At 72.9% G+C, this 24,396-nt stretch carries 23 protein-coding genes; 10 read left to right on the top strand and 13 right to left on the bottom strand.

The annotated features are described in order from the left end of the window. Positions 1-128: 128 nt before the first annotated feature. Genes ACFZCF_RS27940 through galU form a run of 5 tightly spaced genes read right to left on the bottom strand, consistent with a single transcriptional unit; the run spans position 129 to position 4,143 of the window. Positions 129-749: a GNAT family N-acetyltransferase gene (locus tag ACFZCF_RS27940; RefSeq protein ID WP_391289642.1), complete on the bottom strand. Its 621-nt coding sequence runs from the start codon at positions 747-749 to the stop codon at positions 129-131. Continuing rightward, positions 746-1,306 carry a molybdenum cofactor biosynthesis protein B gene (locus ACFZCF_RS27935; protein WP_388449247.1) on the bottom strand — a complete coding sequence of 187 codons (561 nt, stop codon included), beginning with the start codon at positions 1,304-1,306 and terminating at the stop codon, positions 746-748. Before ACFZCF_RS27935 ends, ACFZCF_RS27940 begins: the two co-directional genes overlap by 4 nt. Then, positions 1,303-1,788, bottom strand: a complete 486-nt coding sequence (moaC, locus tag ACFZCF_RS27930) for a cyclic pyranopterin monophosphate synthase MoaC (protein WP_388449248.1) — start codon at positions 1,786-1,788, stop codon at positions 1,303-1,305. The genes ACFZCF_RS27935 and moaC overlap by 4 nt, the downstream gene beginning before the upstream one ends. Positions 1,789-1,847: 59 nt before the next feature. Then, positions 1,848-3,227 (bottom strand): gephyrin-like molybdotransferase Glp, encoded by a 1,380-nt coding sequence (gene glp, locus ACFZCF_RS27925; protein ID WP_391289640.1) that lies wholly within the window; start codon positions 3,225-3,227, stop codon positions 1,848-1,850. Positions 3,228-3,231: 4 nt separating this feature from the next. Further along, positions 3,232-4,143: a UTP--glucose-1-phosphate uridylyltransferase GalU gene (gene galU, locus ACFZCF_RS27920; protein ID WP_388449250.1), complete on the bottom strand. Its 912-nt coding sequence runs from the start codon at positions 4,141-4,143 to the stop codon at positions 3,232-3,234. Between the two features lie 96 nt (positions 4,144-4,239). Between galU and ACFZCF_RS27915 the strand changes: the two genes are divergently transcribed. After that, positions 4,240-4,845 (top strand): 5-formyltetrahydrofolate cyclo-ligase, encoded by a 606-nt coding sequence (locus ACFZCF_RS27915; RefSeq protein WP_391289638.1) that lies wholly within the window; start codon positions 4,240-4,242, stop codon positions 4,843-4,845. Here ACFZCF_RS27915 and ACFZCF_RS27910 read toward each other — a convergent pair whose 3' ends face one another. Continuing rightward, on the bottom strand, positions 4,846-7,569 hold the full coding sequence (locus tag ACFZCF_RS27910; protein ID WP_391289636.1) for a penicillin acylase family protein: 2,724 nt from the start codon (positions 7,567-7,569) through the stop codon (positions 4,846-4,848). It lies immediately after the preceding gene. A gap of 269 nt (positions 7,570-7,838) precedes the next feature. Here ACFZCF_RS27910 and ACFZCF_RS27905 point away from each other — a divergent pair, with 269 nt between their 5' ends. From ACFZCF_RS27905 to mscL, 5 genes are all read left to right on the top strand, one after another. After that, complete coding sequence (locus tag ACFZCF_RS27905) at positions 7,839-9,365, top strand: potassium/proton antiporter (protein WP_391289634.1); 1,527 nt, start codon at positions 7,839-7,841, stop codon at positions 9,363-9,365. Positions 9,366-9,628: 263 nt separating this feature from the next. Beyond that, the gene (locus ACFZCF_RS27900; RefSeq protein WP_391289632.1) at positions 9,629-10,921 is read left to right on the top strand and encodes an MFS transporter; all 1,293 of its coding nucleotides are present in this window, start codon (positions 9,629-9,631) and stop codon (positions 10,919-10,921) included. A gap of 68 nt (positions 10,922-10,989) precedes the next feature. Beyond that, the gene (locus ACFZCF_RS27895; protein WP_388449255.1) at positions 10,990-11,304 is read left to right on the top strand and encodes an FmdB family zinc ribbon protein; all 315 of its coding nucleotides are present in this window, start codon (positions 10,990-10,992) and stop codon (positions 11,302-11,304) included. Positions 11,305-11,481: 177 nt separating this feature from the next. After that, on the top strand, positions 11,482-12,162 hold the full coding sequence (locus tag ACFZCF_RS27890; protein WP_391289630.1) for a hypothetical protein: 681 nt from the start codon (positions 11,482-11,484) through the stop codon (positions 12,160-12,162). Positions 12,163-12,234: 72 nt separating this feature from the next. Further along, the gene (gene mscL / locus ACFZCF_RS27885) at positions 12,235-12,759 is read left to right on the top strand and encodes a large conductance mechanosensitive channel protein MscL (protein WP_388449257.1); all 525 of its coding nucleotides are present in this window, start codon (positions 12,235-12,237) and stop codon (positions 12,757-12,759) included. Positions 12,760-12,778: 19 nt separating this feature from the next. On the opposite strand, the gene ACFZCF_RS27880 is transcribed toward mscL, so the two are convergent. The 6 genes from ACFZCF_RS27880 to ACFZCF_RS27855 are packed head-to-tail and all read right to left on the bottom strand — an operon-like array spanning position 12,779 to position 18,101. Beyond that, positions 12,779-12,997 carry a hypothetical protein gene (locus tag ACFZCF_RS27880; RefSeq protein WP_388449258.1) on the bottom strand — a complete coding sequence of 73 codons (219 nt, stop codon included), beginning with the start codon at positions 12,995-12,997 and terminating at the stop codon, positions 12,779-12,781. 42 nt (positions 12,998-13,039) lie between these two features. Continuing rightward, positions 13,040-13,411: a hypothetical protein gene (locus ACFZCF_RS27875; RefSeq protein WP_388449259.1), complete on the bottom strand. Its 372-nt coding sequence runs from the start codon at positions 13,409-13,411 to the stop codon at positions 13,040-13,042. Continuing rightward, positions 13,408-14,061 carry a ubiquinol-cytochrome c reductase iron-sulfur subunit gene (locus ACFZCF_RS27870; protein ID WP_388449260.1) on the bottom strand — a complete coding sequence of 218 codons (654 nt, stop codon included), beginning with the start codon at positions 14,059-14,061 and terminating at the stop codon, positions 13,408-13,410. Before ACFZCF_RS27870 ends, ACFZCF_RS27875 begins: the two co-directional genes overlap by 4 nt. After that, positions 14,058-14,657 (bottom strand): 4Fe-4S dicluster domain-containing protein, encoded by a 600-nt coding sequence (locus ACFZCF_RS27865; RefSeq protein WP_391289627.1) that lies wholly within the window; start codon positions 14,655-14,657, stop codon positions 14,058-14,060. The genes ACFZCF_RS27870 and ACFZCF_RS27865 overlap by 4 nt, the downstream gene beginning before the upstream one ends. A 6-nt stretch (positions 14,658-14,663) precedes the next feature. After that, positions 14,664-16,976 (bottom strand): molybdopterin-dependent oxidoreductase, encoded by a 2,313-nt coding sequence (locus tag ACFZCF_RS27860; protein ID WP_391289625.1) that lies wholly within the window; start codon positions 16,974-16,976, stop codon positions 14,664-14,666. Further along, entirely contained in the window at positions 16,977-18,101 is a 1,125-nt protein-coding gene (locus ACFZCF_RS27855; RefSeq protein ID WP_391289623.1) for an MFS transporter, read from the bottom strand. Positions 18,102-18,314: 213 nt separating this feature from the next. Between ACFZCF_RS27855 and ACFZCF_RS27850 the strand changes: the two genes are divergently transcribed. The 3 genes from ACFZCF_RS27850 (at position 18,315) to ACFZCF_RS27840 (ending at position 21,501) form a co-directional block, all read left to right on the top strand. Beyond that, the gene (locus tag ACFZCF_RS27850) at positions 18,315-19,493 is read left to right on the top strand and encodes a low temperature requirement protein A (RefSeq protein WP_391289621.1); all 1,179 of its coding nucleotides are present in this window, start codon (positions 18,315-18,317) and stop codon (positions 19,491-19,493) included. 14 nt (positions 19,494-19,507) lie between these two features. Further along, entirely contained in the window at positions 19,508-20,563 is a 1,056-nt protein-coding gene (locus ACFZCF_RS27845) for a P1 family peptidase (protein WP_388449265.1), read from the top strand. A 161-nt stretch (positions 20,564-20,724) separates the two neighbouring features. Further along, the gene (locus ACFZCF_RS27840; RefSeq protein ID WP_388449266.1) at positions 20,725-21,501 is read left to right on the top strand and encodes a DUF6227 family protein; all 777 of its coding nucleotides are present in this window, start codon (positions 20,725-20,727) and stop codon (positions 21,499-21,501) included. Positions 21,502-21,636: 135 nt separating this feature from the next. Here ACFZCF_RS27840 and ACFZCF_RS27835 read toward each other — a convergent pair whose 3' ends face one another. Next, positions 21,637-23,190 carry a DHA2 family efflux MFS transporter permease subunit gene (locus tag ACFZCF_RS27835; protein WP_391289618.1) on the bottom strand — a complete coding sequence of 518 codons (1,554 nt, stop codon included), beginning with the start codon at positions 23,188-23,190 and terminating at the stop codon, positions 21,637-21,639. A 62-nt stretch (positions 23,191-23,252) separates the two neighbouring features. Between ACFZCF_RS27835 and ACFZCF_RS27830 the strand changes: the two genes are divergently transcribed. Continuing rightward, entirely contained in the window at positions 23,253-24,221 is a 969-nt protein-coding gene (locus tag ACFZCF_RS27830) for a WYL domain-containing protein (RefSeq protein ID WP_391289616.1), read from the top strand. Positions 24,222-24,396: the final 175 nt, after the last annotated feature.

Below are 24,396 nucleotides of genomic sequence, written 5' to 3'. Positions count from 1 at the left end.
GCCAATTGGCCCGGTGTGTCGCACGATCTGGCTGATATCACTGAACTTTTTTATGACTGTTCAGATCGATCGCTGTTCATATACCGCCGAAATTCGAACACTTATATGAATAACTGTTCGTGTGAACGCTAGAGGGCGTCCCGGCGCCGCGTGCGGTGCCAGCGGGCCAGCAGCCCCTCCGGGATCTCCTCCGCCGTCAGCGCGAAGACCAGGTGGTCCCGCCAGGCGCCGTCGATGTGGAGGTAGCGCGGCCGCAACCCCTCCTCGCGGAAACCGAGTTTCTCCACCACGCGCCGCGAAGGGCCGTTCTCCGGCCGGATGCAGACCTCTATCCGGTGCAGTCCGACCATGCGGAAGCAGTGGTCGGTCGCGAGCGCGACCGCCGTCGGCATCACCCCGCGCCCGGCGATCTCGCTGTCCACCCAGTAGCCCACGTGCCCGGAGCACATCGAGCCCCAGGTGATCCCCGCGACCGTCAACTGCCCGGCCATCCGGCCCCGGTACTCGATGACGAAGGGCAGCATCCGCCCCGCGTTCGCCTCCGACCGGAGGTGGCGCACCATCTGACGGTACGTGGGACGCCGCGCGGGAGGCATGCCGGGCGCGGGCGGCGGCACCGTCGCCTCCCAGGGGCGCAGCCACTCGCGGTTGCGGCGGTTCACCTCCCGCCACTCCCGCTGGTCGCGCATCCTTATCGGGCGGAGCACCACGTCTCCGTCGACGAGGACGGCCGGCCAGGCCGTGATCATGACGCCGGGTCCGCTTCCGCCGGTCTCGGGTGGTCACCGCCGCGGATCTGGTCGACGGCGTGCCGCAGCAGCGGCTCCAGGACGGCGAGCCCGTCCCGCACCCCGCCGGTCGACCCCGGCAGGTTGACGATCAGGGTCGAGCCCGCGACGCCGGCGAGCCCGCGGGAGAGCGCCGCCGTCGGCACCTTCTCCCGGCCGTACGCCCGGATCGCCTCGGGGATCCCCGGGATGTGCCGCTCCAGGACCCGCGCGGTGACCTCGGGCGTCTCGTCGGTCGGCGAGATGCCGGTGCCGCCGGTCGTGAGGATCACGTCGTACCCGGCCCGCACGCCGGCGCGGAGGGCGGCCTCGACGGGCGCCCCGTCCGGGACGACCTGCGGCCCGTCGACGGTGAAGCCCAGGGCGCGCAGGCCCTCGGCGATCAGCGGCCCGCCCTTGTCCTCGTAGACCCCGGCGGAGGCGCGGTTGGAGGCGGTGACGACGAGCGCCGCGTACGGGGCGGTCGGGGAGCCGCCGTGGGCCTCGTGGACGCCCGCCACCCGGCCGCCGCGCGTCATGCGTCGTCCCGGGTCCAGTGCCCGGACTTGCCGCCGGTCTTCTCCTCGACCCTGATGTCGGAGATGACCGCGCCCTTGTCCACGGCCTTCACCATGTCCACGACGGTCAGCGCGGCCACCGACACGGCCGTCAGCGCCTCCATCTCGACGCCCGTGCGGTCGGTGGTCCGCACCGTCGCGTGGATCTCCACGGCGTCGTCCGCGACGGTGAGGTCGAGGGTCACGCCGGAGACGGCCAGGGGGTGGCAGAGCGGGATGAGGTCGGGGGTCCGCTTGGCGCCCATGATCCCGGCGATCCGGGCGGTGGCCAGCGCGTCGCCCTTCGGCACGCCCTCGCCGCGCAGCAGCTCGATCACGCGCGGCGAGACGAGCACCCGCCCGCTGGCCCGCGCCGTGCGGGACGTGACGTCCTTCGCCGATACGTCGACCATGCGGGCGGCGCCCGCCTCGTCGATGTGGGTGAGGCCTTGCTGCGTGCTCATCGCCGTGACACTCCCGGTCGCTGTGTGGGACGACACACCGTACCCCCGCGCCGCCCCCCTCAGCCGAGGAGGACCACGTCCAGCTCGTCGCCGGGGGCGGCCGTCTCACGGTCCTCCGGGACGACGAGCAGGCAGTCCGCGTGGGCGAGGGCGGCGATCAGGTGCGAGCCGGCACCGCCCACGGGGGTGACGGTGCCGGACTCGGCGTCGTACGTCCCCCGGAGGTACTGGCGGCGGCCGGACGGCGAGGCGAGCGGCGCGTCCGCCTTCAGGGTGGCGCGGACGACCGGGCGGTGCAGGTCCTCCAGGCCCATCAGGGCGCGGATGGCGGGCCGGACGAAGAGCTCGAAGGAGACGTACGAGGAGACCGGGTTGCCCGGCAGGGCCAGGAGCGGGATCTGCTCGTCGCCGACGGTGCCGAAGCCCTGCGGCTTGCCCGGCTGCATGGCGAGCCTGCGGAAGTCGACCCGGCCGTCGGCGGTCAGCGCCTCCTTCACCACGTCGTAGGCGCCGACGCTGACGCCGCCGGTGGTGACGACCAGGTCGGCCCGGATGAGCTGGTCCTCGATGGCGGCGCGGAGCGACTCGGCCTCGTCGGCGACCGCGCCGACCCGGTAGGCGAGCGCGCCGGCGTCGCGGGCGGCGGCGGCGAGCGCGAAGCTGTTGGAGTCGTGGATCCGGCCGGGGCCCAGCTCCTCGCCGGGCTGGACCAGCTCGCTGCCGGTGGAGAGGACCACCACGCGCGGGCGGGGGCGGACGGTGACCGTGCCCCGGCCGATCGCGGCGAGCAGGCCGAGCTGCGGCGGCCCGAGGACCGTGCCGGCGGCGAGGGCCAGCTCCCCGGCCCGCACGTCGCTGCCGGCCCGCCGGACATGGGCGCCGGCCTCCGCCGCGCGGTGCACCCGCACCTCGCCGGCGGCGCCCTCGGGGGCGCCGCTCGCGGCCCGCATGCCGGTCGCCGCGCCCTCCCCCGTGCCGCCGTCGGTCCACTCGACGGGCACGACGGCCTCGGCGCCGGGCGGCAGCGGGGCGCCGGTCATGATCCGGGCGGCCTGCCCGGGACCGACCTCCGGCAGGCCGTCCGCGCCCGCGGCGACGTCGCCGATGACGGTGAGGACCGCCGGGTACTCCTCGGTCGCGCCCGCGACGTCGGCGACCCGGACCGCGTACCCGTCCATGGAGCTGTTGTCGAACGGCGGCAGGGCGACCGGCACCGTCACGTCCTCGACCAGGACGCACCCCTGGGCGTCGAGCAGCTGGAGCTCGATCGGGTCGAGGGGGCGGACCGTCGCCAGGATGTCGGCCAGGTGCTCGTCGACCGACCACAGGTCCCGGGCCGCTCCCGCGCAGGGGTCGCCGGCCGCCGCGTGGTCGTGGCCGCCGTCATGGCCGTGGCCGTGGTCCCGCGCGTCCTGGGACGGTGCCGTGTCGCTGCTCAAGGTCCTACATCTCCTCGTTGACGTATCTCCGGAGCCAGTCCCGGAAGTCCGGTCCCAGATCCTCACGTTCGCACGCGAGTCTGACAATGGCACGCAGATAGTCACCGCGGTCACCGGTGTCGTAGCGGCGGCCCTTGAAGACGACGCCGTGCACCGGTCCGCCCAGCTTCTCGTCGCCCGCCAGCTTCTGGAGGGCGTCGGTGAGCTGGATCTCGTCACCTCGGCCGGGCTCCGTCTCCCGCAGCGTGCCGAAGATCGCCGGGTCGAGGACGTAGCGGCCGATGATCGCGTAGTTGCTGGGCGCCTCGGCCGGGTCCGGCTTCTCCACCAGGTCCGTCACGCGCACCACGTCGCCGTCGACGGTCTCCTCGACCGCCGCGCAACCGTACAGATGGATCTGAGAGGGCTCGACCTCCATCAGCGCGACGACGCTGCCGCCGTGACGCTCCTGGACGTCGACCATGCGCGCGAGCAGCGGGTCGCGCGGGTCGATCAGGTCGTCGCCGAGGAGGACGGCGAAGGGCTGGTCGCCGACGTGCGGCTCCGCGCACAGCACCGCGTGGCCGAGGCCCCGGGGGGCGCCCTGGCGCACGTAGTGCATGGTGGCGAGGTCGCTGGACTCCTGGACCTTGGAGAGGCGCTCGTCGTCGCCCTTGCGGATCAGCGCCTCCTCCAGCTCGTAGTTCCGGTCGAAGTGGTCCTCCAGCGGACGCTTGTTGCGACCGGTGATCATGAGCACGTCGGAGAGCCCGGCGGCGACGGCCTCCTCGACGACATACTGGATGGCCGGCTTGTCGACGACCGGAAGCATCTCCTTCGGCGTCGCCTTGGTCGCCGGCAGGAAACGGGTGCCGAGCCCGGCGGCCGGAACGACGGCCTTGCTGATCCGGCCGGGCCGGGGGGACTGCTGATTCATACGGGAACCTTATCCGCTGATGAATGAGGGAAAGATGGGGCTCCGATTAACTTTCCCCCCATAAATACTGTGAAGAGCGATTTATGAGGATCTGCTATGCGGAAGGAAAATCCGGACGTGTCCGAAAAAGCCCTCTTGCGCCGACGGCTGCTCGACGCGCGCGCCGCCCTCTCCCCCGAGGCCCTCGCGCGGGCCGCCCGGGCGCTGGCCGGGCACGGCGTCGATCTGCCGGAGCTGGCGGGAGCCGCCACCGTCGCCGCGTACGTCTCCGTCGGCCGCGAGCCCGGCACCCGCGCCCTCCTCGACGCGCTGCACGCGCGCGGGGTGCGGGTCCTGCTGCCGGTCCTGCTGCCCGACAACGACCTGGACTGGGCGGTGTACGAGGGGCCGGGCGCGCTCGCGAAGGCCGGCCGCGGTCTCCTCGAACCGACCGGTCCGCGGCTCGGCCCGGACGCCGTGTGCACGGCGGACGCGGTGCTGCTGCCGGGGCTCGCGGTGGACGCGCGCGGGATGCGCCTCGGCCGCGGCGGCGGCTCGTACGACCGGGTCCTCGCCCGGCTGGCGCGGGCCGGGAAGGACCCGGCCCTGGTGGTGCTCCTCTACGCGGACGAGGTGGTCGCGCGGGTCCCGGAGGAACCGCACGACCACCCCGTGCACGCGGTGGTCACCCCGGAGGGCGCGACCCGTTTCGGCCGTTCCTGATCACGGCTTCAGCGTGAGCGTGTCCTTCGCCGCCGCGTCGACCGCCGCCTTGCCGTAGGCCCAGTCGTACAGCTCGCCGTCGGCCCAGGCGTCCGTCTGGTCGGTGTAGTTGTCGTGGAAGGCGTGGCCGGAGGCGCCGGTCAGGTTGATCCACCGGGACCTGTCCCAGTCGCCGACGTTGACGACCATCCGCATCGACGGCACCCAGATGACCTCGTAGCCGCCGGCGGCGTTCCAGCCGGTGGCGTCGACGGCCGCCTCGCCGCCGCCGAGGTTCCACGGGCCGCGGTTGAGAAGCTGCCGGACCGGGCCGGGCCCGGCGGTGCCGAGGGTCTGGTTCTTCAGGGTCAGCTGGTGCAGCCGGCCCCAGCTCCAGGTGGAGACGTCCTTGCCGAGCTTGGCGGTCAGCTCCCAGCGGGCGTCCTTCATAGCGCGGGCGAGCAGCTGGTCGCGGGTCTCGGTGGCCGGGTCGGTGCGGGTGGCGGGGGTGGTCCACCACGCGCTCTTCTCCTGCTTGAGGAGCGGGCGGACGACCTCGTACCAGCGGTCGCCGCCGTCCGGCTGCGCCGAGTCGGGGTCGCGCTCGCCGCATTCGCGGACCAGCTTGTTCTGCTCGTCGACCGGGCCGGTGGCGTCGACCGGGCGCACGTTGACGCAGTCGCCCTCGGCGCGCACCTCCTTGGGCAGCTTGTCGCCGAAGGAGAGCTTGAGGACGTTGCGCCAGACCGCGTTGAAGTAGGCGGCGGCGGCCGAGTCGGGCTCCTGGGTGTAGTCCCAGCCCTCCAGGAGCTTCTGCGCCTCGCGGACGTGCGGGTCGGAGATGTCGATCTTCAGCAGCAGCGGGTTGAGCAGGGTGGCGATCTCGCTGCGGTTGTCGGTCTGCATGGTCCGCATGTCGTCCGGCGAGATCTTGCCGCCGTCCTTGGTCTTCGACTCGATGAGGTCGTTGATCCGCTGGCTGCGGGAGCCGTAGCCCCAGTCCTTGGTGAGCAGGTCGGGGTACTGCTCCGGGGAGATCACGGCCTGGTTGGCGGTGACGATGTAGCCGCGCGCCGGGTCGTACTCGTAGGGCAGCTGCTCGAAGGGGATGTAGCCCTTCCAGCGGTAGCGGGAGTCCCAGCCGGGGGCGGGCAGGGTGCCGTCGCCGAGGGCGCGGCGCGGGATCTTGCCCGGGGACTGGTAGCCGATGTGGCCCTTGGTGTCGGCGTAGACGAGGTTCTGCGAGGGGACCTCGAAGTTCTTCGCGGCGGCCCGGAACTGCTTGAAGTCCTTGGCCCGGTTGATCGCGAAGATCGCGTCCATGGACTTGCCGGGCTGGAGGGCGGTCCACTGCAGGGAGACGCCGTAGCCCTCGGCGCGGTCGGGGGCGGAGTTGCCGACGGGGGCCTTCTGGCCGACCTTCTCCAGCTCGGAGGAGCGGTCGGAGACGAGCGGGCCGTGCTCGGTGGAGCGGATGGTGATGGGCCGGTCGCGGCCGCCGGCGACCTTGATGACCTCCTCGCGGGTGTCGAACGGCTTGACCTTGCCGTCGACGAGGTAGCCCTCGGGGCTGACCTTCTCCAGGTAGAGGTCGGTGACGTCGGCGCCGAGGTTGGTGAGGCCCCAGGCGATGGTGTCGTTGTGGCCGATGATCACGCCGGGCATGCCGGAGAAGGTGTAGCCGGCGACGTCGTAGCGGCAGGTCGCGGAGACCGAGCGGCAGTGCAGCCCCATCTGGTACCAGAGGGACGGCAGCATCGGCGCGAGGTGCGGGTCGTTGGCGAGCAGCGGCTTGCCGGAGGTGGTGAGCTCGCCGGAGACGACCCAGGAGTTGGAGCCGATGCCGTTGCCGTTCGGGCCGAGCAGGGCCGGGACGGAGTCGAGGACCTCGGAGAGGCCGGAGAGGGCGGCGAGCTGGGGGCTCGCGCCGCCGGTGCCCGTCCCCGTGCCGTCCTCGGACTCCTCGTCCTTGCCGGCCTTCGGGTCGAACTTCTTCGTCACCGGGTCGACCGCGCCGCGGTCCACGATCGGCTGGTGGAGCTCGTACGGGTACTCCGGGTACAGCTGCTTGATCTGGGCCGGGGTCAGCCGGCTGGTGAGCAGCGAGCGGTCGATCTCGTCCTGCATGTTGCCGCGCAGGTCCCAGGCCATGGCCTTGAGCCAGGCGACCGAGTCGACCGGGGTCCACGGCTCGATGGTGTAGTCGTTGTCGAAGGAGAGGGCCGCGTACTCGACGGAGACGTCCTGCGGCTCACGGTCCTTCAGATAGGCGTTGACGCCCTCCGCGTAGGCCTGGAGGTACTTCTTCGTCTCCGGGGCCAGGACCTTGTCGTACTCCTGCTGCGCGACCCGGCGCCAGCCGAGGGTGCGCAGGAAGGCGTCGGTCTCGACCTGGCCCTCGCCGAACATCTCGGAGAGGCGGCCGGCGGTGAGGTGCCGGCGGACGTCCATCTCGTAGAAGCGGTCCTGCGCCTGGACGTAGCCCTGCGCGCGGAAGAGGTCGGTCTCGTTGTCCGCGTAGATCTGCGGGATGCCGAGGGCGTCCCGTTTGACCTCGACGTCGCCGGAGAGGGAGTCGATCCTGACCTCGCCGGTCGTCTGCGGGAACGAGGCACGGACGGTGCCGACCCCCCACCAGCCGCCGAAGGCGACGGCCCCGACCAGCGCAAGGACCAGGAGCAGGACGATCAGGCGGGCGCGCCTGCCTTTCTTCTTGGCGGGGGGCGCGGTCGTGTTGGAGGGCATCGCTGTCCTTCGAGGGGCAGGGTGGTCCTGGAGTACGGGAGCAACCTTAGGCGCAGCGCCCGGGCGGCCTGGACTCGGTGTCAGGGAGGAACCGCACTCATGACCGCATCGGGGAAGCGCCGGCCGCGAAGAAGGCGTCAAGGAAACGTTAAAGATTAGGTAAGGTAACGAAGTACCGCCCGCTGGAGGAACGATCCGGCGCGACGAGGGGAAGGAACGGCGCACTGACTGTCCACGAGCTCAACGAACTCCTGCTGATCAGCTCGCTGGTGCTGCTGATCGCGGTCGCCGCCGTGCGGATCTCGTCCCGGAGCGGACTCCCCAGCCTCCTGCTGTACCTCGGCATCGGCGTCGCCATCGGGCAGGACGGCATCGGCAACGTCGCCTTCGACAACGCCGAGCTGACCCAGGTCATCGGCTACGCGGCGCTCGTCGTCATCCTCGCCGAGGGCGGTCTCGGCACGAAGTGGAAGGAGATCAGGCCGGCCCTGCCGGCCGCCGTCGTCCTCTCCACCCTCGGCGTCGCCGTCTCCGTCGGCATCACCGCCGCCGGCGCCCACTACCTCGTCGGCCTGGACTGGCGCCAGGCGCTGATCATCGGCGCCGTCGTCTCCTCCACCGACGCCGCCGCCGTCTTCTCCGTCCTGCGCAAGGTGCCGCTGCCCGCCCGGGTCACCGGCGTCCTGGAGGCCGAGTCCGGCTTCAACGACGCCCCCGTCGTCATCCTCGTCGTCGCCTTCTCCACGGCGGGACCCGTCGACCACTGGTACGTCCTCGTCGGCGAGATCGCCCTGGAGCTCGCCATCGGCGCCGCCATCGGCCTCGCCGTCGGCTTCGTCGGGGCGTACGGGCTCCGGCACGTCGCCCTGCCCGCGTCCGGCCTCTACCCGATCGCCGTCATGGCCATCGCCGTCACCGCCTACGCGGCCGGCGCGCTCGCCCACGGCTCCGGCTTCCTCGCCGTCTACCTGGCCTCGATGGTCCTCGGCAACGCCAAGCTGCCGCACGCCCCCGCCAACCGCGGCTTCGCCGAGGGACTCGGCTGGATCGCCCAGATCGGCATGTTCGTCCTGCTCGGCCTGCTCGTCACCCCGCACGAGCTCGTCAACGACTTCTGGCCGGCCGTCGTCATCGGCCTCGTCCTCACCATGGTCGCCCGGCCCATGGAGGTCCTGGTCAGCCTGCTGCCCTTCCGCATCCCCTGGCAGGAGCAGGCCCTCATGTCCTGGGCCGGCCTGCGCGGAGCCGTCCCCATCATCCTCGCCACCATCCCGATGGTGGGGCAGATCGAGGGCAGCGAACGGATCTTCAACATCGTCTTCGTCCTGGTCGTCGTCTACACCCTCGTCCAGGGCCCGACGCTCCCCTACCTGGCCAAGGCGCTGAAGCTCGGCGACTCCACCGGCGCCGCCGACCTCGGCGTCGAGTCGGCGCCGCTGGAGCGGCTCCGCGGTCACCTGCTCTCCGTCGCCATCCCGCCCGGCTCCCGGATGCACGGCGTCGAGGTCGCCGAGCTGCGCCTCCCGGCCGGCGCCGCCGTCACCCTCGTGGTGCGGGACGACGCCAGCTTCGTGCCGGGCCCGGCGACCGTGCTGCGCACGGGGGACGAACTGCTCGTCGTCGCCACCGACCCGGTCCGCGACGCCACCGAGCGGCGCCTGCGCGCGGTCGGCCAGGGCGGCAAGCTCGCCGGCTGGCTCGGCACCGGTGACGGGCGCCAGACGGTCGCCACGACCGCGACCCGCTTCCACCGGCCCGCCTCCACGACGGGCCGGGACAAGCGGACGGAGCCCTGATCACGGGCATGGTGTCGGGGTCGGGAGTGTTCTCCCCAGCGGAATCACAGGCGGAAGAGCGCTCCTCCCTGTACCATGAAGGCACACTTGATCGAACCAACTCTGCCTGACGCAGAGCTGGCGCGACCGTATGGCGGCCGGCGCCCCCTCCCGCAGTGGGGCCCTCCCGGTATCTACCGCAGTTCCGCGCATGAGGACAGCTCTCGGCGAGACCGGCACCACCGTGCCCCGGCGCGCTACCAGGCGGCAGAAAGGCCAGGACCGTGGCGTCCACGGTCGTCTCCGAGAAGCGGCCCGGCTACGGGCAGCTGCTGCGCACCCCCGGTGCGCTCTCCTTCCTGATCCCCGGCTTCGCCGCCCGGCAGCCGTTCGCGATGCTGACCATCGGCATCGTCCTGCTCGTCCAGCACACCACCGGTTCCTACGGCAGCGCCGGCGCCGTCGCCGCCGTCACCGGTGTCTCCATGGCGCTCTTCGCGCCGCAGAGCGGCAAGCTCGCCGACCGGTTCGGCCAGCGGGCCGTCCTCGTCCCCGGCGTCATCGTCCACTCCGCGGCCGTCTCGCTGCTCGTCGCGCTCGCCCTGGCCGGCGCCCCGCTGTGGGCGCTGTTCCTCGCCGCCGTGCCCGCCGGCGCCTCCGTCCCGCAGGTCGGGCCCATGGTCCGGGCCCGCTGGGCCGCCAAGCTCGACGGCACGCCGCTGATGCCGACCGCCGCGGCCTTCGAATCCGTCACCGACGAGTTCACCTTCGTCGTCGGCCCGGTCCTCGCCACCGCCCTGTGCACCGGTGTCCACCCGGCCGCCGGCCTGATCACCGAAGCCGCGCTCACCCTCGTCGGCGGCCTCTTCTTCGCCGCCCAGCGCGCCACCCAGCCGGCCTTCGGCGCACTCGCCGCCGCGGGCCGGGAGGACGCCGAGCCGCACCGCTCCGCGCTCTCCGTCCCGGGCGTCCGCGTCCTGATCGTCGCCTTCCTCGGCATCGGCGCCGTCTTCGGCGGCATGCAGGTCTCGCTCACCGCCTTCAGCGAGGAGATCGGCAACCCGGGCGCCAACGGCCTCCTCTACGGCGTCTTCGCCGCCGGAAACATGCTCGCCGGCATCGCCATGGGCGCCGTCGCCTGGAAGACCGGCCCCCGCCGCCGCCTGATCCTCGGCTACGCGGGCCTCACCGTCGCCGCGTCCCTGCTGTGGACCACGCACTCGGTGCTGCTGCTCGGTGCCCTCGGCCTCGTCGTCGGCCTGTGCATCGCCCCGGCCCTGATCACCGGCTACACCATCGTCGAGACCCTGATCCCGGCCTCCTCCAGGACCGAGGCCTTCACCTGGCTCACCGGCGCCGTCGCCCTCGGCCAGGCGCTGGCCGTCACGGTCGCCGGCCGCCTCGCCGACGCCCACGGCTCCGGCGCGGGATTCCTCGTCCCCGCCGCGGGCACCGCGCTCGCCTTCGTCACCCTGCTCGCCCTGCGTTCGCGGCTCGCGCCGCGCGAGGCGAGCCGGGTCGCGGCACGGGCCGCGACACGTGGCATCGGTCACCGCGTGCCGGTGGCGGTGGACTGAACCGACGGAATACGTCACTATGGATCGTCGTTAGCACTCGATGAGTGTGAGTGCCAGGAGGAAGACTAGTGCCGACCTACCAGTACCAGTGCACCGAGTGCGGCGAGGGCCTTGAGGCGGTCCAGAAGTTCACGGACGACGCGCTGACCGAGTGCCCCGCCTGCCACGGCCGCCTCAAGAAGGTGTTCTCCGCCGTCGGCATCGTCTTCAAGGGCTCCGGCTTCTACCGGAACGACAGCCGCGGTGCCTCGTCCAGCAGCTCCCCGGCCACGAAGAGCCCGACGTCCTCCACGGCGTCCACCTCCTCGTCGTCGTCCTCGGACGCCAAGCCGGCCTCGTCGACGAGCACCTCGACGTCGTCCAGCTCGACGCCGGCCGCCTGAGGCCCGTCCCGCACCCGAACACCGTCCCGGCCCCGGCCCCCGACAGGGGACCGGGGCCGTGGCGTACCCCCGGTGTACCCCCGGCGCTTTCCCCCGCAGGGGTGGGCGAGTTGTCCACAGACGGCAGGTCGTCCACAGGCCGGAGCGGGATCGCGGGACGGGCGCCACAGTGGCCGCATGACCACGACGACGCATACGCACCCGCGGGCGCGGACCCACACGCGGACCCATACGCAGACCCACACGCATTCCGATACGCAGACCCACACGCTGACGCGGACCCACGGGCTCCCGCGGGCGCACCCGGCGGCGGGCGCTCCGGGCGCGGGCGCCGCCGGGCCCGTCCCCGGGCCCTGTGACGTGCCGGACTTCCCGCCGCTGCGGGTCCGCGGCGGGCGGCTACGGCCCCGGCTGCGCCGCACGCCCGGCGCCCTCCTCCTGCTCACGGCCGCGGCCCTCGCGCTGACCGCCGCCACCGCCCGGCCCGAACCACCCGGCGGGTACGCCCCCGGGGCCCGGACCGTCTCCGCGCCCGCGGCCCGCGCGCCCGCTCCCGCGCCCCCACCGGCCCGGCTCGTGTCCGCGCCGGTGCGGATCGCCGACGCCGAGGCCGTACGGCTCCTGCGCGCCGGCGACCGCGTGGACGTCATCGCCGCGCCCACCGTCAACTCCCCGCTGGGGAACGGCGACGGCGCGGTACGGGTGGTGGCGCGGGCCGCCCGGGTGGCCGAGGTCCCGCGCCCGGGCGCGACCCGCCCGGACGGCGGGGCGCTGATCGTCCTCGCCGTGCCCCGGGCGACCGCGACGGCGCTGGCAGGTGCCGGTGTCACGTCCCAACTGGCGGTGACACTGTGCTGATTCGCACGGACACCCTGTCAAGTCACCGTCCCGTGTGTACGGATTGGACGGCCTCCCGCCGTTCGCGGCCTAATGGCTCCGCACACAGCAGCACACTCCTGGAAAGGCACCTTGGTGGCCGAGAAGAAGGAAAGCGTGATGGCGGGCTTCAAAGCCTTCCTGATGCGCGGGAACGTGATCGACCTCGCGGTGGCGGTCGTCATCGGTGCCGCGTTCACCAACATCGTGAACTCGGTGGTCAAGGGCATCATCAACCCGATCGTGGGCGCCTTCGGCACGAAGGACCTGGAGAGCTACGCGAGCTGCCTCAAGGATCCCTGCCGGGTCGTCGACGGCGAGATGCAGGGCATCCAGCTCCAGTGGGGCCTGGTGCTGAGCGCGATCCTCAGCTTCATCATCACCGCCGCCGTCGTCTACTTCCTGATGGTCCTGCCGATGGCCAAGATCCTCGCCCGGCGTGCCGCGCACGACAAGGCGAAGGAGGGTGTCGACGAGGTCCTGGAGGTCAGCGAGCTGGAGGTGCTCAAGGAGATCCGCGACCACCTGGTCGCGCAGCGCGGCCCCGGCAGCGACAAGGGGACGCACTCCACCTCCTGACCGGAGGGACGCCCCGGCGTCAGAGGTGGTGCGGCGGCTTCTCGTCCAGGAAGCGCGCGAGGTCGGCGGCTCCGCCGCCGGAAGGAGGCCGCTCGCCCCACCCGCGGTCCGTGTCGTCCGCGGACTGGACGTCGAGCGGATCGTCGAAGACGATCACCGGCTTCGGGGGGTTCTGGGAATTCGACCGAATGCCGTTCGGCTTCGCGTCTCGCGGTCCGTGGGCGGGGGCGGTGCTCATGTCTTCAGAGTACGCCCGCTCCCCCGCCCCGGACCCGCCCGATCAGCGGTCCTTCGGGTCCAGCGCCCACAGCCCGAGGACCACCAGGAACGACAGGACGAGGAAGCCCGCGCCCCACCAGGCGGTGCCGGTGTCGCCGGACATCCACTCGTCCACCACGATCGTCAGCCCCCAGAGCTGGCCGATCACCACCGTGAGCGCCAGTGCCAGCCGCGCCGACAGCTTCGAGGAGCGCTCCGGTTCCTGCTCCGTGCCCGCACCCGGGCCCGGCCCCGTGTGCCGGATCCGCGGGTCGCCGTAGCCGCTCGTGGGCCGGATCTGCGGATAGCGCTCGCGCACCGGACGGTTGAGCCGGGGCTCCGCGCTGCCCGGGCGGTACGGGGGGCGCTCCGGGAGCGGGCTCTCGGGTGTCATGCGCGCTCGCTCCTCTCGGCGCCGGAGCGGTCGGCGGGCGCGCCGGCCCGGAGGGCGGCGCAGGGCGGGGTACCCGCGCCGCGCTGGCGGCAGTACCCCTCCCGCAGGCTCTCCCCGGAGCGGGCGGTGCCGATGGCCCAGACGGAGCCGTCGGCCTGCTCGACGAGGATCACCTTCGGCAGGCCGCGCGGCGGCGGTCCGGCCGTCACCTCTCCGGTACGGGCGTCGAAGACCCCCTCGTGGCAGGGGCAGTACAGCTCGCCCTCGCTGCCCCGGTCCTTGCGCCACAGGACGGCGCAGGCCAGGTGGGTGCAGACGGCGGAGTAGCCGGCGAGGGTGCCGTCCTCCATGCGGACGGCGATCGCCCGGTCCTCGTCGCCCGGGTAGCGGAAGGCGAGGGACTCCCCGGGCGGGATCGCGTCGGCGACCTTCTTCACCTCGGGGGTGCCGTCGGCGTCGCCGTGCCGGTGCAGGATGCCGGAGGCGACCGCGACGCCGCCGACCGCGAGACCGCCGGAGACGGTGGCGACGATCCGCAGGTAGTCCCGGCGGGTGGTGAGGGAGTCGGCGGCGATCCGGTCGCGGAGCGCCTCCTGCGCCGCGTCGGCTCCGGCGTCCGGCGCGGGCGGCTGCGGGTCGGTGACGCTCATCCGACGTCCTTTCCGTTGATCCGGACGACCGGGAGCCCGCCGGGGACGGGCCACTGGACCTTGTCGGCGGGGACGACCATCGCCACCCCGGTGGTGACGGTGGTGCCGCCGAAGGTGAAGGAGTCGGCGACCTGGACGCCGGGGCGCTCGGCGCGCAGCTCGTCGAGGGTGCCGTAGAAGAGGGCGCCGGTGGGGCAGACGGTGGCGCACATGGGGGCGAGGCCGTAGGCGGTGCGGTCGTAGCAGAGGTTGCACTTCATCTGCAGCTTCGCCTGGAGGTCGATCTTCGGGACACCGAAGGGGCAGGCGTTGACGCAGTTGGCGCAGCCGATGCAGCGGGTGGTGTCGGCCTGCTGCACCACGCCGTCGGCGGTCACCAGGATCGCGTCGGCGGGGCAGACCTCGGCGCAGGGGGCGACGGGGTCCTCGCAGTGCATGCAGACGGTGGGAAGGGAGGCGACGGAGTGGCCTTCGTCGGGGTAGTCGAGGTGGATCATCGACTTGCCGCGGTGCGAGTCGCATTCGCGGCAGGCGGAGACGCAGGCCTGGCAGCCGATGCAGCGGCCCGGGTCGATGAAGATCGTGCGGCCCATCATGTGCGGTCAGCTCCTCTCCGCGGTGCCGCGGCCCTGCGGGGCCGTGGGGGGCAGGGGGTCGGTGCGGGAGACCTGCGTCTCGGGGTAGGCGGGCCGCCCGGGGGCGGTCGGGGGCGCGGGGACCTCGTCGACGCGTTCGGCGGCCTCGATGCGGGCGGCGCAGACCTTGTACTCGGGGATCTTCGAGCGGGGGTCGAGGGCGTCGACGGTGAGGGCGTTCGCGGCGGTGGGGACGGGCCAGTGATAGGGCACGAAGACGGTGTCGGGGCGGATGGCCTCGGTGACCAGGGCGGGGAAGACCTCGCTGCCGCGCCGGGTGACGACGCGGACCGGGTCGCCGTTGCGGAAGCCGTGCGCGGGGTGGACCTCGACCCAGGGGCGGGGGGTCTGTTCGACGAGGGCGCCGAGCCGGCGGGTCTGGTTGCCGGACAGGAAGTGCGCGACGGTGCGGCCGGTGGTGAGGGAGAGCGGGTACTCCTCGCTGTACGGGTCCATCGGCGGGTGCCACTCGACGGCCTGCAGGTGGATCCTGCCGTCGGGGTGGTAGGTGCGTCCGTCCTCGAAGAGGCGGGGGGTGCCGGGGTGCTCGGTGGTCGGGCAGGGCCAGGCGATGCCGCCGGTCTCCTCCAGCCGCTCGTAGGTGATGCCGTAGTAGTCGTTGACGGTGCCGGCGGACGCGATCCGCAGCTCCTCGAAGACGGACCGGGAGTCGGGGAAGGCGAACTTGTCGCCGGCGCCGAGCCGCTTGGCGAGCTCGCACATGACCCAGGTGTCGGTGCGGACCCCGGCCGGGGGTTCCTGCGCCTTGTTGTGCTTGACGACGCGGGCCTCGGCGTTGGCCATGACGCCCTCGTCCTCGGCCCAGACGGTGACGGGGAAGACGACGTGGGCGTTGGCGGCGGTCTCGGAGAGGAAGAAGTCGAACTGGGCGTGGAACTGGAGGGTGTCGTACCCCTCCTTGACCGTGGCGTAGTTCGGGAGGGAGACGAAGGGGTTGTTGCAGATGCCGATGAGGCCGCGGATCTCTGCGCGCTGCATCTGCCAGACCATCTCCATCATGGAGGTGCCGGCGGGCGGGAGTTCGGACTCCTCGATGCCCCAGATCGCGCAGATCTGCCGTCGGTGCTCGGGATCGGAGATGGAGCGGCCGCCGGGGAGGAGGTCGGACTTCTGGCCGTGCTCGCGGCCGCCCTGGCCGTTGCCCTGGCCGGTGATGGTGCCGTAGCCGGCGCCGGGCTTCCCGATGTTCCCGGTGGCGACGCAGAGGTTGATGAGGGTGAGGCAGTTCTCGACGCCCTGCGAGTGGTGCTCGACGCCCCGGGCGTGCCAGGCCATGGCCTTGCCCGCGCCGGCGAACATGCGGGCGACCTGGACGATCTGCTCCTCGGGGACGCCGCAGATCGGGGCGGAGCGCGACGGCGGGTAGGCGGCGACGGTCTTCCTGACCTCGTCCCAGCCGGTGGTGTGGGCGGCGAGGTAGGCCTCGTCGGTGAGTCCCTCGGCGACGATCACGTGCAGCACCGCGTTGAAGAACGCGGAGTCGGTGCCGGGCTTGAGGGCGACGTGGACGTCGGCGGTGCGGGCGACGGCCGTCTCCCGGGGGTCGACCACGATGAGGGAGGCCCCGCGGTCCCGGGCCCCCCACAGGTACTGGGTCATCACCGGGAAGCATTCGCCGACGTTGGAGCCGGCGATGAGGAGGCAGTCGGTGAGGAGGATGTCGGAGAAGGGGTTCCCGGCCCGGTCGATGCCGAAGGCGAGCTTGTTGGCGCCGGCGGCGGAGACCATGCAGAGGCGTCCGTTGTAGTCGACGTGCCTGGTCTTCAGCGCGACCCGGGCGAACTTCCCGACGAGGTAGGTCTTCTCGGAGAAGAGACTGGCCCCGCCGAGCAGCCCGAAGGCGTCGTTGCCGTACTCGCCCTGGATGCGGCGGATCTCGGCGACGGTGTGGTCGAGCGCCTCCTCCCAGCCGACCGGCCGGAACTCCTCGTCGCGGTTGCGCCGCATCAGCGGCGAGGTCAGCCGGTCGGGGTGGTTGACCTGCTGGTAGGCGTTGATGCCCTTGGGGCAGAGCCGCATCCGGTTGATGTCGTGGTTGCGGGGCTCCACCCCGAACACCTTGCCGCCGCGGTCGACCCGCAGGTACATGCCGCACTGCACCCCGCAGAAGCAGCAGTGGGTGGGGACGAGCGTCTCCCCGTTCTGGTCGGCGTGCCACCGGTCGGCGGGGATCCCCCCGGCGTCCCGGAAGTTCCGCGTCCCCGGCGGGGCGACGGAGGGGTCGAGCGGCAGCGCGCGGGAACGGTCGGTCGCGGTCACTCAGTGGAAGCCCTTCTTGACGTGGCTGAGGTAGGCGCTGCCGCGGAGGACGCGTTTGCAGCGGGGGCAGTACTCGGCCCATTCGTCGAAGTCGAGCTTCAGGTCCCGCATGGTGCCGCGCAGGTTGTCGACGTAGGCGGGGGTGTCGAGGGGCTCGTGGCAGCGGCGGCAGGTCCGGAGTTCCTCGGCGGCGCCGTCCTCGCGGCGGGAGGTGTACTTGAAGAGCTGCATGCCGACGGCGGCGGGCCGCTGGACGATGTGGAAGAACTTCCCGAAGGGGATGTAGACGAGGGTGAGGACGACCGAGACCATGTGGAGGATCGCCAGGAACTCGTAGCCGCCGCCGTGCAGGAAGATCGAGGAGAAGGTGAGCAGCAGGCCGGTGACCGAGATGACGACGAGGGCGATCAGCGGGACCAGGTCGTAGGCGAAGCGCTGGCCGGTGATCGCGCCGCGGTCCTTCATGCGGCGCCAGAGGAAGTACGAGGCGCCGGCGATGACGAGGACGGCGGCGATGTCGAGGCCGTGGAACATGAGCCAGCCGAAGACGTTCAGCGAGTCGAAGCCGAGGACCTTGAAGCCCCAGATCCGCATCTCGTAGCCGGGGCCGTCGCCGGTTCCGGACGTGAAGGTGAACCAGCCCCAGGTGAGGGGGAAGGTGATGAGCGCGGCGAGGACGCAGCCCCAGAAGAGGAGCTGGTGGGCGGCCCAGCGGGCGTGCGAGCGGGCGCCGAGGAACTTCTGGAGGCCGAGGTAGGTGGCGATCATCCTCGGCAGGGCGGTGGGTGCCTTGCGGAAGTTGGCGGCGGAGAAGAAGGACCGCCAGCCCTGGCGGAAGAGGCGCCGGGCGCCGGGGGCGGAGATCCAGACGGTGTAGCGGTGGGCGACGCCGAAGGCGAGGAAGACGGTGGCGACGGCGTAGGGCAGGAGGGCCGAGTCGAAGTCGCGGAGGAGCCGGCTGCCGAAGACGATCGCGAGGACCAGGAGGGCGGAGACGGCGGTGCCGGCGAGCAGCGCGCGGCGGCGGACGGCGGCGGGGGTCCGGTGCGTGGGGCCGTCCGGGACCGGAGCGGGCGCCTCCGGCTCGGAGGCGGCGGGCTCGGCGGTCTGGGGTGGCTCGGTCACGGGGCCACGGTAGGACGTATATACCCTTTGAGCCCGCTATGTCCGGCGTACGGGTGACCGTGTCGCCGGGCCCGGGAGGCGGGACGTCGGGCCGCGCGCGGGCCCGGGGGCCCGCCACTCCTTCGGCGGCGGGCCCGGCCGACCGGGAGGCCGCGGCCTTCCACGGGGCCGGGAAGGTCGGGGACCAGGGCCCCGCTGTGCTGTGCTGAGCTCATGACACAACCTTTTCTGCCGCTCACCGCACGCTCCCGCGAGGAGGCGCACCGGACGGCGACGCCTCTGGAGCTCTTCTTCGACCTGTGTTTCGTGGTCGCCGTCGCCCAGGCGGGCGCGTCGCTCGTGCACGCGGTCGCCGAGGGGCACGCGGGTGAGGGCGTGGCGAGTTACGCGATGGTCTTCTTCGCCATCTGGTGGGCGTGGATGAACTTCTCCTGGTTCGCGTCGGCCTACGACAACGACGACGTCCTGTACCGGGTCGTCACGCTGGTGCAGATCGCGGGGGTGCTGATCCTCGCCGCCGGCGTCTCCCGGGCCTTCGAGGAACACGACTTCCTCGTGGTGTACCTGGGCTACCTGGTGATGCGGGTGGCGCTCGCGACGCAGTGGCTGCGGGCCGCGCGGCACGCCTCGTCGGCGCGGGAGCGGACGATGTGCCGGCGGTACGCGGGCGGGGTGCTCGCCGTGCAGATCGGCTGGCTGGCGCTGCTGTTCGTGCCGGAGGGGGCGCGGCCGTGGGTGTTCCTGGTGATGGCGCTGGCGGAGCTCGCGGTGCCGGTGTACGCGGAGAAGGACGCGCCGAGCACCTGGCATCCGCACCACATCGCGGAGCGGTACGGGCTGTTCACGATCATCGTGCTGGGCGAGTCGGTGGCGGCGGCGACGGTGGCGGTGAAGTCGGGGGTGGTGGAGAACGACGCGCTGAACGAGCTGCTGCCGATCGCGGCGGGCGGGCTGTTGATCGTCTTCGCCGCGTGGTGGGTCTACTTCGTGGTGCCGGCGCACGACCGGCTGACGGACAGCCGGCAGGGGTTCCTGTGGGGGTACGGCCACTACGTGATCTTCATGTCGGCGGCGGCGATCGGGGCGGGGCTGGAGATCGCGGTGGAGCAGGCCGTGGGGAAGGCGCACATCAGCACGCTGGCGGCGTCGGCGTCGGTGACGATCCCGTCGGCGGTCTTCCTGCTGTCGGTGTGGCTGCTGCACGCCCGGTACTTCAAGGTGGGCCTGGCGCAGCAGGCGGTGCTGCCGGGGGCGTCGCTGGCGATCCTGCTGTGCTCGTTCGCGGGCCGCTGGGCGGTGCTCGCGGCGGGTCTCGTGGCGGCGGGGGCGGTCGTGGTGGGCGTGACGCTCACCGCACGGAACCCGGTGACCGGGCCGGCCCGCCGCTCCTGAGGTAGGAAGGGGACATGACAGCCGACCCGCTCCCGTCCGACGGAATCACCGACGTGCCCGGCGTGCGGGTGGGGCACGCGCGGGTGGCGGGGGCGCGGGCGCTGTCCGGGACGACGGTGGTGCTCGCGCCGGAGGGCGGGGCGGTGGCCGCCGTGGACGTGCGGGGCGGGGGGCCCGGCACCCGGGAGACGGACGCCCTGGACCCCAGGAACCTGGTGCAGCGGATCGACGCGATCATGCTGACCGGCGGCAGCGCGTACGGCCTGGAGGCCGCGGCCGGGGTGATGGCGTGGCTGGAGGAGCGGGGGCGGGGGGTGCGGGTGGGGCCGGATCCGGCGCACGTGGTGCCGGTGGTGCCGGCGGCGTGCGTCTTCGACCTGGGCCGGGGCGGCGACTTCGCGGCCCGCCCGGACGCGGCCACGGGGCGGGCGGCGGTGGCGGCCGCGGCCGCTTCCGGGGACCACGCGCGCGTGGCGACGGGGGCGGTGGGCGCGGGCACGGGTGCGGTGGTCGGCGGGGTGCGCGGCGGCGTCGGCACGGCGAGCGTCCGGCTGGGATCGGGGATCACGGTCGGCGCCCTGGTGGTGGTGAACGCGGTGGGTTCGGCGTTCGACCCGGAGACGGGGATCCTGTACGGCCGTCTCTTCGGGGGCGGCGGGCTGCCGGTGCCCCCGTCGGCGGAGGTGCACGCGGCGGCGGTCCGGCGGCTCGCGGAGGCCCGTGCGGCCTCCGTCGCGCCGCCGATGAACACCACCCTGGCGGTGGTCGCGACGGACGCGGCCCTGACCCGCGCGCAGGCGCAGAAGGCGGCGGGGACGGCGCACGACGGGATCGCCCGGGCGATCCGGCCGGTGCATCTGATGAACGACGGCGACACCGTCTTCGCGCTGGCCACGGGCGCCCGTGAACTGCCCGCCGCGCCGGGCCCGCTGGCCCTGAACGAGATCCTGGCGGCGGGGGCCGACGTGGTGACCCGGGCGATCGTCCGGGCGGTCCTGGCGGCGCCGGGCGGCCGGCGGGGGCCGGGCGGTGACTTCCCGTCGTACCGGGAGCTGTACGGCGGGGCGTAGGCAGCCGTATTCCCGGTGAAGAAAGGGTAGTTGGGAGGCTCGTCGGCGCGGGAACTTCCGTCGGACGCCCCTCGTTTTCCGTAACCCCGACCCCGTTGTCGGACCCAGGGGCTACGTTAAGCAAGCATCAAGTGACATGCGGCGACGGCCTGGAGACCCTCTTGAACGATCCGCGGGATCACCTCGATCCGTACGAGACGACCGAGACGCACGTCGAGCGGCTCCTCGGCCGGGCGCTCAACTCCTTCGACCTGCCCGACGCGACGGTGGAGCGCCTGGAGTCGGCGCTCGCCCACTCCACCGCGCTGCACTCCTCGCACCACAGCTCCACCCTGAACCGCAGCACCTACCGCCACACGTACCTGCTCGCCGACGGCAGCGCCCTCGTCCTGTGGGAGCTCGCGCACAACGCGGGGCGGGACGGCACCGAACAGCACGAGCTGTACGCGGAGGAGGCCGAGGCCCGGCTCGCCGCGTCCCGACTGCCGTCGGGTCCGCTGCCGGAGTGGACGGTGGAGCGGTCCGACGGGCGTCCGCTCGACGAGGACGACGACCTGGCGGCGCTGGGCGCGCTCCTCGCCCACCCCATACCGGCCCAGCCCCGGATGTACGTGCCGGACAACTCGGCGGACCACGCCCGCCGCGTCCTGCGGCGGGCGGAGAACGGCGACCGGCCCGGCGAGCGGACCGCCCGCCGGCTGCGGATCGCCTTCGCCCACCACATCACCCAGGTCTTCGGCCGCCACTGCCCGGTGGAGGGCGGCCGGGACGCCGGCTTCACCCTCTACGAGCACCAGTTCCTGCTGCTGGACGGCAGCGAGCTGAGCCTCTGGGAGGTCGAGCACACGGCCACCCCGGACGGGCGGCACATGTGCGAGGTGTACGAGTCGGAGGCCGCGGCCCGCGGAGCGATGGAGGCCCGCTCCCGGGTCCGCTGACCCCCGGGGTCCGCTGACCCCCTGAAGCCGCGGACCCCCGGAAGCCGCTGACCCCCGGGGCCGCCGACCCCCGGTGCGGCGAAGGCCCCGGTCTCGGGGGACGAGACCGGGGCCCTTCGGGGTGCGGCGGAGGGCTCAGGAGGCGAGCGCCGGGACCTTCTCCACGAGGCCGTCCGGCTCGGCGCCGTCCGCGACGTCCGCGTCGCCGCCCTCCAGGTGCTGCTTCGGGCGGGCCGGCAGGGCGAACATCACCAGGAAGATGCCGGCGAGGACCACCGCGACCCAGCCCAGGGAGTTGCGGAAGGCGTCGACGAAGGCGTCCGTGACGTCCGCCGGGACCTTGGCCGGACCCCGGTCGTCGATCACGCCGAAGAAGACCACGGAGACCAGGCCGAGACCGATCGCGTTGCCCATCTGGCCCGTCGTGTTGATCAGGCCGGACGCCGAACCCGCGTGCTCCTTCGGGACCTCCGACAGCACCGCGTCCGTCAGCGGCGCCACGATCAGGCCCATGCCGAGGCCCATCACCACCAGCGCCGGGATCATCTGCCAGGGCGAGATCCCCGCCTCGTACCGGCCCGCGAGGAAGAAGTAGAGCAGGATGCCCGCGACCATCGTCAGCGCGCCCGCCTGGAGCACCTTGCGGCCGAAGCGCGGCACGAGGAGCTGGACCGACAGGCCGGCCGCCATCGAGACCGCGATCGAGAACGGCACTCCGGTCAGACCCGCCTTGAGGGCGCTCCAGCCGAGGCCGATCTGCATGTAGAGCGTCCACACCAGGAAGAAGACGCCGAGCACGACGCCGAACGTGAGCTGGACGGCGATGCCCGCGGCGAACGACTTCACACGGAACAGCGAGAGCTCGACCAGCGGGGAACCGTCCTTGCGCGTCTTGTACCGCTCGTAGACGACGAGGGCGCCGAAGACCAGCGGGCTGGCCGCCATCATCAGGTGGCCCCACAGCGGCCAGTCCAGCTCGCGACCCCGGGTCAGCGGGTAGATCAGCAGGAGCAGCGCGGCCGTGACGAGCACGACGCCGACCAGGTCGAGGCGGAGCGCCTTCGGCGCCTTCGACTCGATGATGTACTTCCGGCCGAGGATCAGGGCGGCGACGCCGACCGGCAGGTTGATCAGGAAGATCGGGCGCCACTCCAGGCCCGCGATGTTCCACTCGGTGAGCAGCGCGCCGAGCAGCGGGCCGGAGACCGCGCCGAGGCCGACGATCGCGCCGAACAGGCCGAAGACCTTGCCGCGTTCGTGCGCGGGGAAGGTGACGTGGACGATCGACAGCACCTGCGGCACCATCATCGCAGCCGCCGCGCCCTGGAGGAGGCGGGAGGCGACCAGCATCTCCGGGTTAGCGGCGAAGCCGCACAGGGCGGAGGCGAGCGTGAAGCCCGCCGTGCCGAGGAGGAAGAGCCGCTTGCGGCCGTAGATGTCGCCGAGGCGGCCGCCGGTGATCAGGCCGGCGGCGAAGGCCAGCGCGTAGCCGGCGGTGATCCACTGGATCGCGCCGAAGGTGGCCCCGAGGTCGTGCTCGATGCTGGGGATCGCGATGTTCACGATCGTGGCGTCGACCAGGTCCATGAAGGCGGCCGTCATGACGATGGCCAGGGCGATCCAGCGTCTGCTGTCCCCCGTGGTGGTGCTGTCCGCCCCCGTGGCGGCGTCGGTCTCGTGTGCGCTCATGGAAGAACCATAGGAGTGATGTAGGTCAGGTTGCGTCCTATTTCTGGCCCATGCTGGTGGGCATGACGGACACCCCGGCACGACTCCTCACCCTGCTCTCCCTCCTCCAGACCCCGCGCGAGTGGCCCGGCAGCGAGCTCGCCGAACGGCTCGCGGTCTCCGCGCGCACGATCCGCCGCGACATCGACCGGCTGCGGGAGCTCGGCTATCCCGTGGAGGCGACGAAGGGGGCGGTGGGCGGCTACCGGCTCGTCGCGGGCGCGGCGATGCCGCCGCTGCTCCTCGACGACGAGGAGGCCGTCGCCATCGCCGTCGGTCTCCGGGCCGGGGCGGGGCACGCCGTCGAGGGCGTCGAGGAGGCGTCGGTACGGGCCCTGGCGAAGCTGGAGCAGGTGCTGCCGGCGCGGCTGCGGCACCGGGTCTCGACGCTCCAGGCGGCGACGCTGCCGCTGACCCGGGGGGACGGGGCGACGGTCGCGCCGTCCACGCTGACGGCGCTCGCCGGCGCGGTCACCGGGCACGAGCGGCTGCGGTTCGGGTACCGGGCGCGGGCCGGCGAGGAGTCGAAGCGGCTGGTCGAGCCGTACCGCCTGGTGTCGACGGGCAGCCGGTGGTACCTCGTGGCGTACGACCTGGGGCGCGAGGACTGGCGGACCTTCCGGGTCGACCGGGTGTCGGATCCGCTCGCGACCGGGGCGCGGTTCGCTCCGCGGGAGCTGCCGGAGGGGGACGCGGGGGCGTACCTGGTGCGGTCGATGGCGCGGGCGTACGGGGAGGGGGAGCGGGAGGTGGAACTCGACGTGGAGTTCGCGGCGCCGCTGGAGCGGGTGGTGGCGGTGCTGCCGGCACACCTCGTGCCGGTCGCGACGGGGCCGGAGTCCTGCCGGCTGCGGGCCAACGTGACCGAATCCGTCGACTGGCTGGCCGTGCGGCTCGCCGTGGTCGGCCTCGACTTCACGGTCCACGGGCCGGCCGGTCTCCGCGACCGCCTCCACGCCCTGGCGACCCGCCTGACGCACGCGACCCGCTGACGCGCCGGGAAGGCCCCGCCGTGCCGCGGCTCCGTGGTGGGGCCGCGGTCCCCCCGGCCCCGGGCCCCCCCCCCAGGGGGGGGGGGGGGGCGCCCCCCCGCGGCCCCCGGGGGGGGGGGGCGCCCTGTTTAAATAGTGGGTGGGGGGGGTGTCGAGTATGGGGGTTGGCGACCGG

The organism is Streptomyces sp. NPDC007945, assembly GCF_042958885.1.
Classification (GTDB): domain Bacteria; phylum Actinomycetota; class Actinomycetes; order Streptomycetales; family Streptomycetaceae; genus Streptomyces.
The sequence above is the reverse complement of the archived record's forward strand: the minus strand, read 5'-3'. Positions and strand labels throughout refer to the sequence as shown.

What these genes read in the sequence shown, in the direction of transcription:
- ACFZCF_RS27940 (WP_391289642.1), bottom strand. Translation starts at nt 749, where the DNA reads ATGATCACGGCCTGGCCGGCCGTCCTCGTCGACGGAGACGTGGTGCTC.
- ACFZCF_RS27935 (WP_388449247.1), bottom strand. Translation starts at nt 1,306, where the DNA reads ATGACGCGCGGCGGCCGGGTGGCGGGCGTCCACGAGGCCCACGGCGGC.
- moaC (WP_388449248.1), bottom strand. Translation starts at nt 1,788, where the DNA reads ATGAGCACGCAGCAAGGCCTCACCCACATCGACGAGGCGGGCGCCGCC.
- galU (WP_388449250.1), bottom strand. Translation starts at nt 4,143, where the DNA reads ATGAATCAGCAGTCCCCCCGGCCCGGCCGGATCAGCAAGGCCGTCGTT.
- ACFZCF_RS27915 (WP_391289638.1), top strand. Translation starts at nt 4,240, where the DNA reads ATGCGGAAGGAAAATCCGGACGTGTCCGAAAAAGCCCTCTTGCGCCGA.
- ACFZCF_RS27910 (WP_391289636.1), bottom strand. Translation starts at nt 7,569, where the DNA reads ATGCCCTCCAACACGACCGCGCCCCCCGCCAAGAAGAAAGGCAGGCGC.
- ACFZCF_RS27890 (WP_391289630.1), top strand. Translation starts at nt 11,482, where the DNA reads ATGACCACGACGACGCATACGCACCCGCGGGCGCGGACCCACACGCGG.
- mscL (WP_388449257.1), top strand. Translation starts at nt 12,235, where the DNA reads ATGGCTCCGCACACAGCAGCACACTCCTGGAAAGGCACCTTGGTGGCC.
- ACFZCF_RS27880 (WP_388449258.1), bottom strand. Translation starts at nt 12,997, where the DNA reads ATGAGCACCGCCCCCGCCCACGGACCGCGAGACGCGAAGCCGAACGGC.
- ACFZCF_RS27875 (WP_388449259.1), bottom strand. Translation starts at nt 13,411, where the DNA reads ATGACACCCGAGAGCCCGCTCCCGGAGCGCCCCCCGTACCGCCCGGGC.
- ACFZCF_RS27870 (WP_388449260.1), bottom strand. Translation starts at nt 14,061, where the DNA reads ATGAGCGTCACCGACCCGCAGCCGCCCGCGCCGGACGCCGGAGCCGAC.
- ACFZCF_RS27865 (WP_391289627.1), bottom strand. Translation starts at nt 14,657, where the DNA reads ATGATGGGCCGCACGATCTTCATCGACCCGGGCCGCTGCATCGGCTGC.
- ACFZCF_RS27850 (WP_391289621.1), top strand. Translation starts at nt 18,315, where the DNA reads ATGACACAACCTTTTCTGCCGCTCACCGCACGCTCCCGCGAGGAGGCG.
- ACFZCF_RS27845 (WP_388449265.1), top strand. Translation starts at nt 19,508, where the DNA reads ATGACAGCCGACCCGCTCCCGTCCGACGGAATCACCGACGTGCCCGGC.
- ACFZCF_RS27835 (WP_391289618.1), bottom strand. Translation starts at nt 23,190, where the DNA reads ATGAGCGCACACGAGACCGACGCCGCCACGGGGGCGGACAGCACCACC.
- ACFZCF_RS27830 (WP_391289616.1), top strand. Translation starts at nt 23,253, where the DNA reads ATGACGGACACCCCGGCACGACTCCTCACCCTGCTCTCCCTCCTCCAG.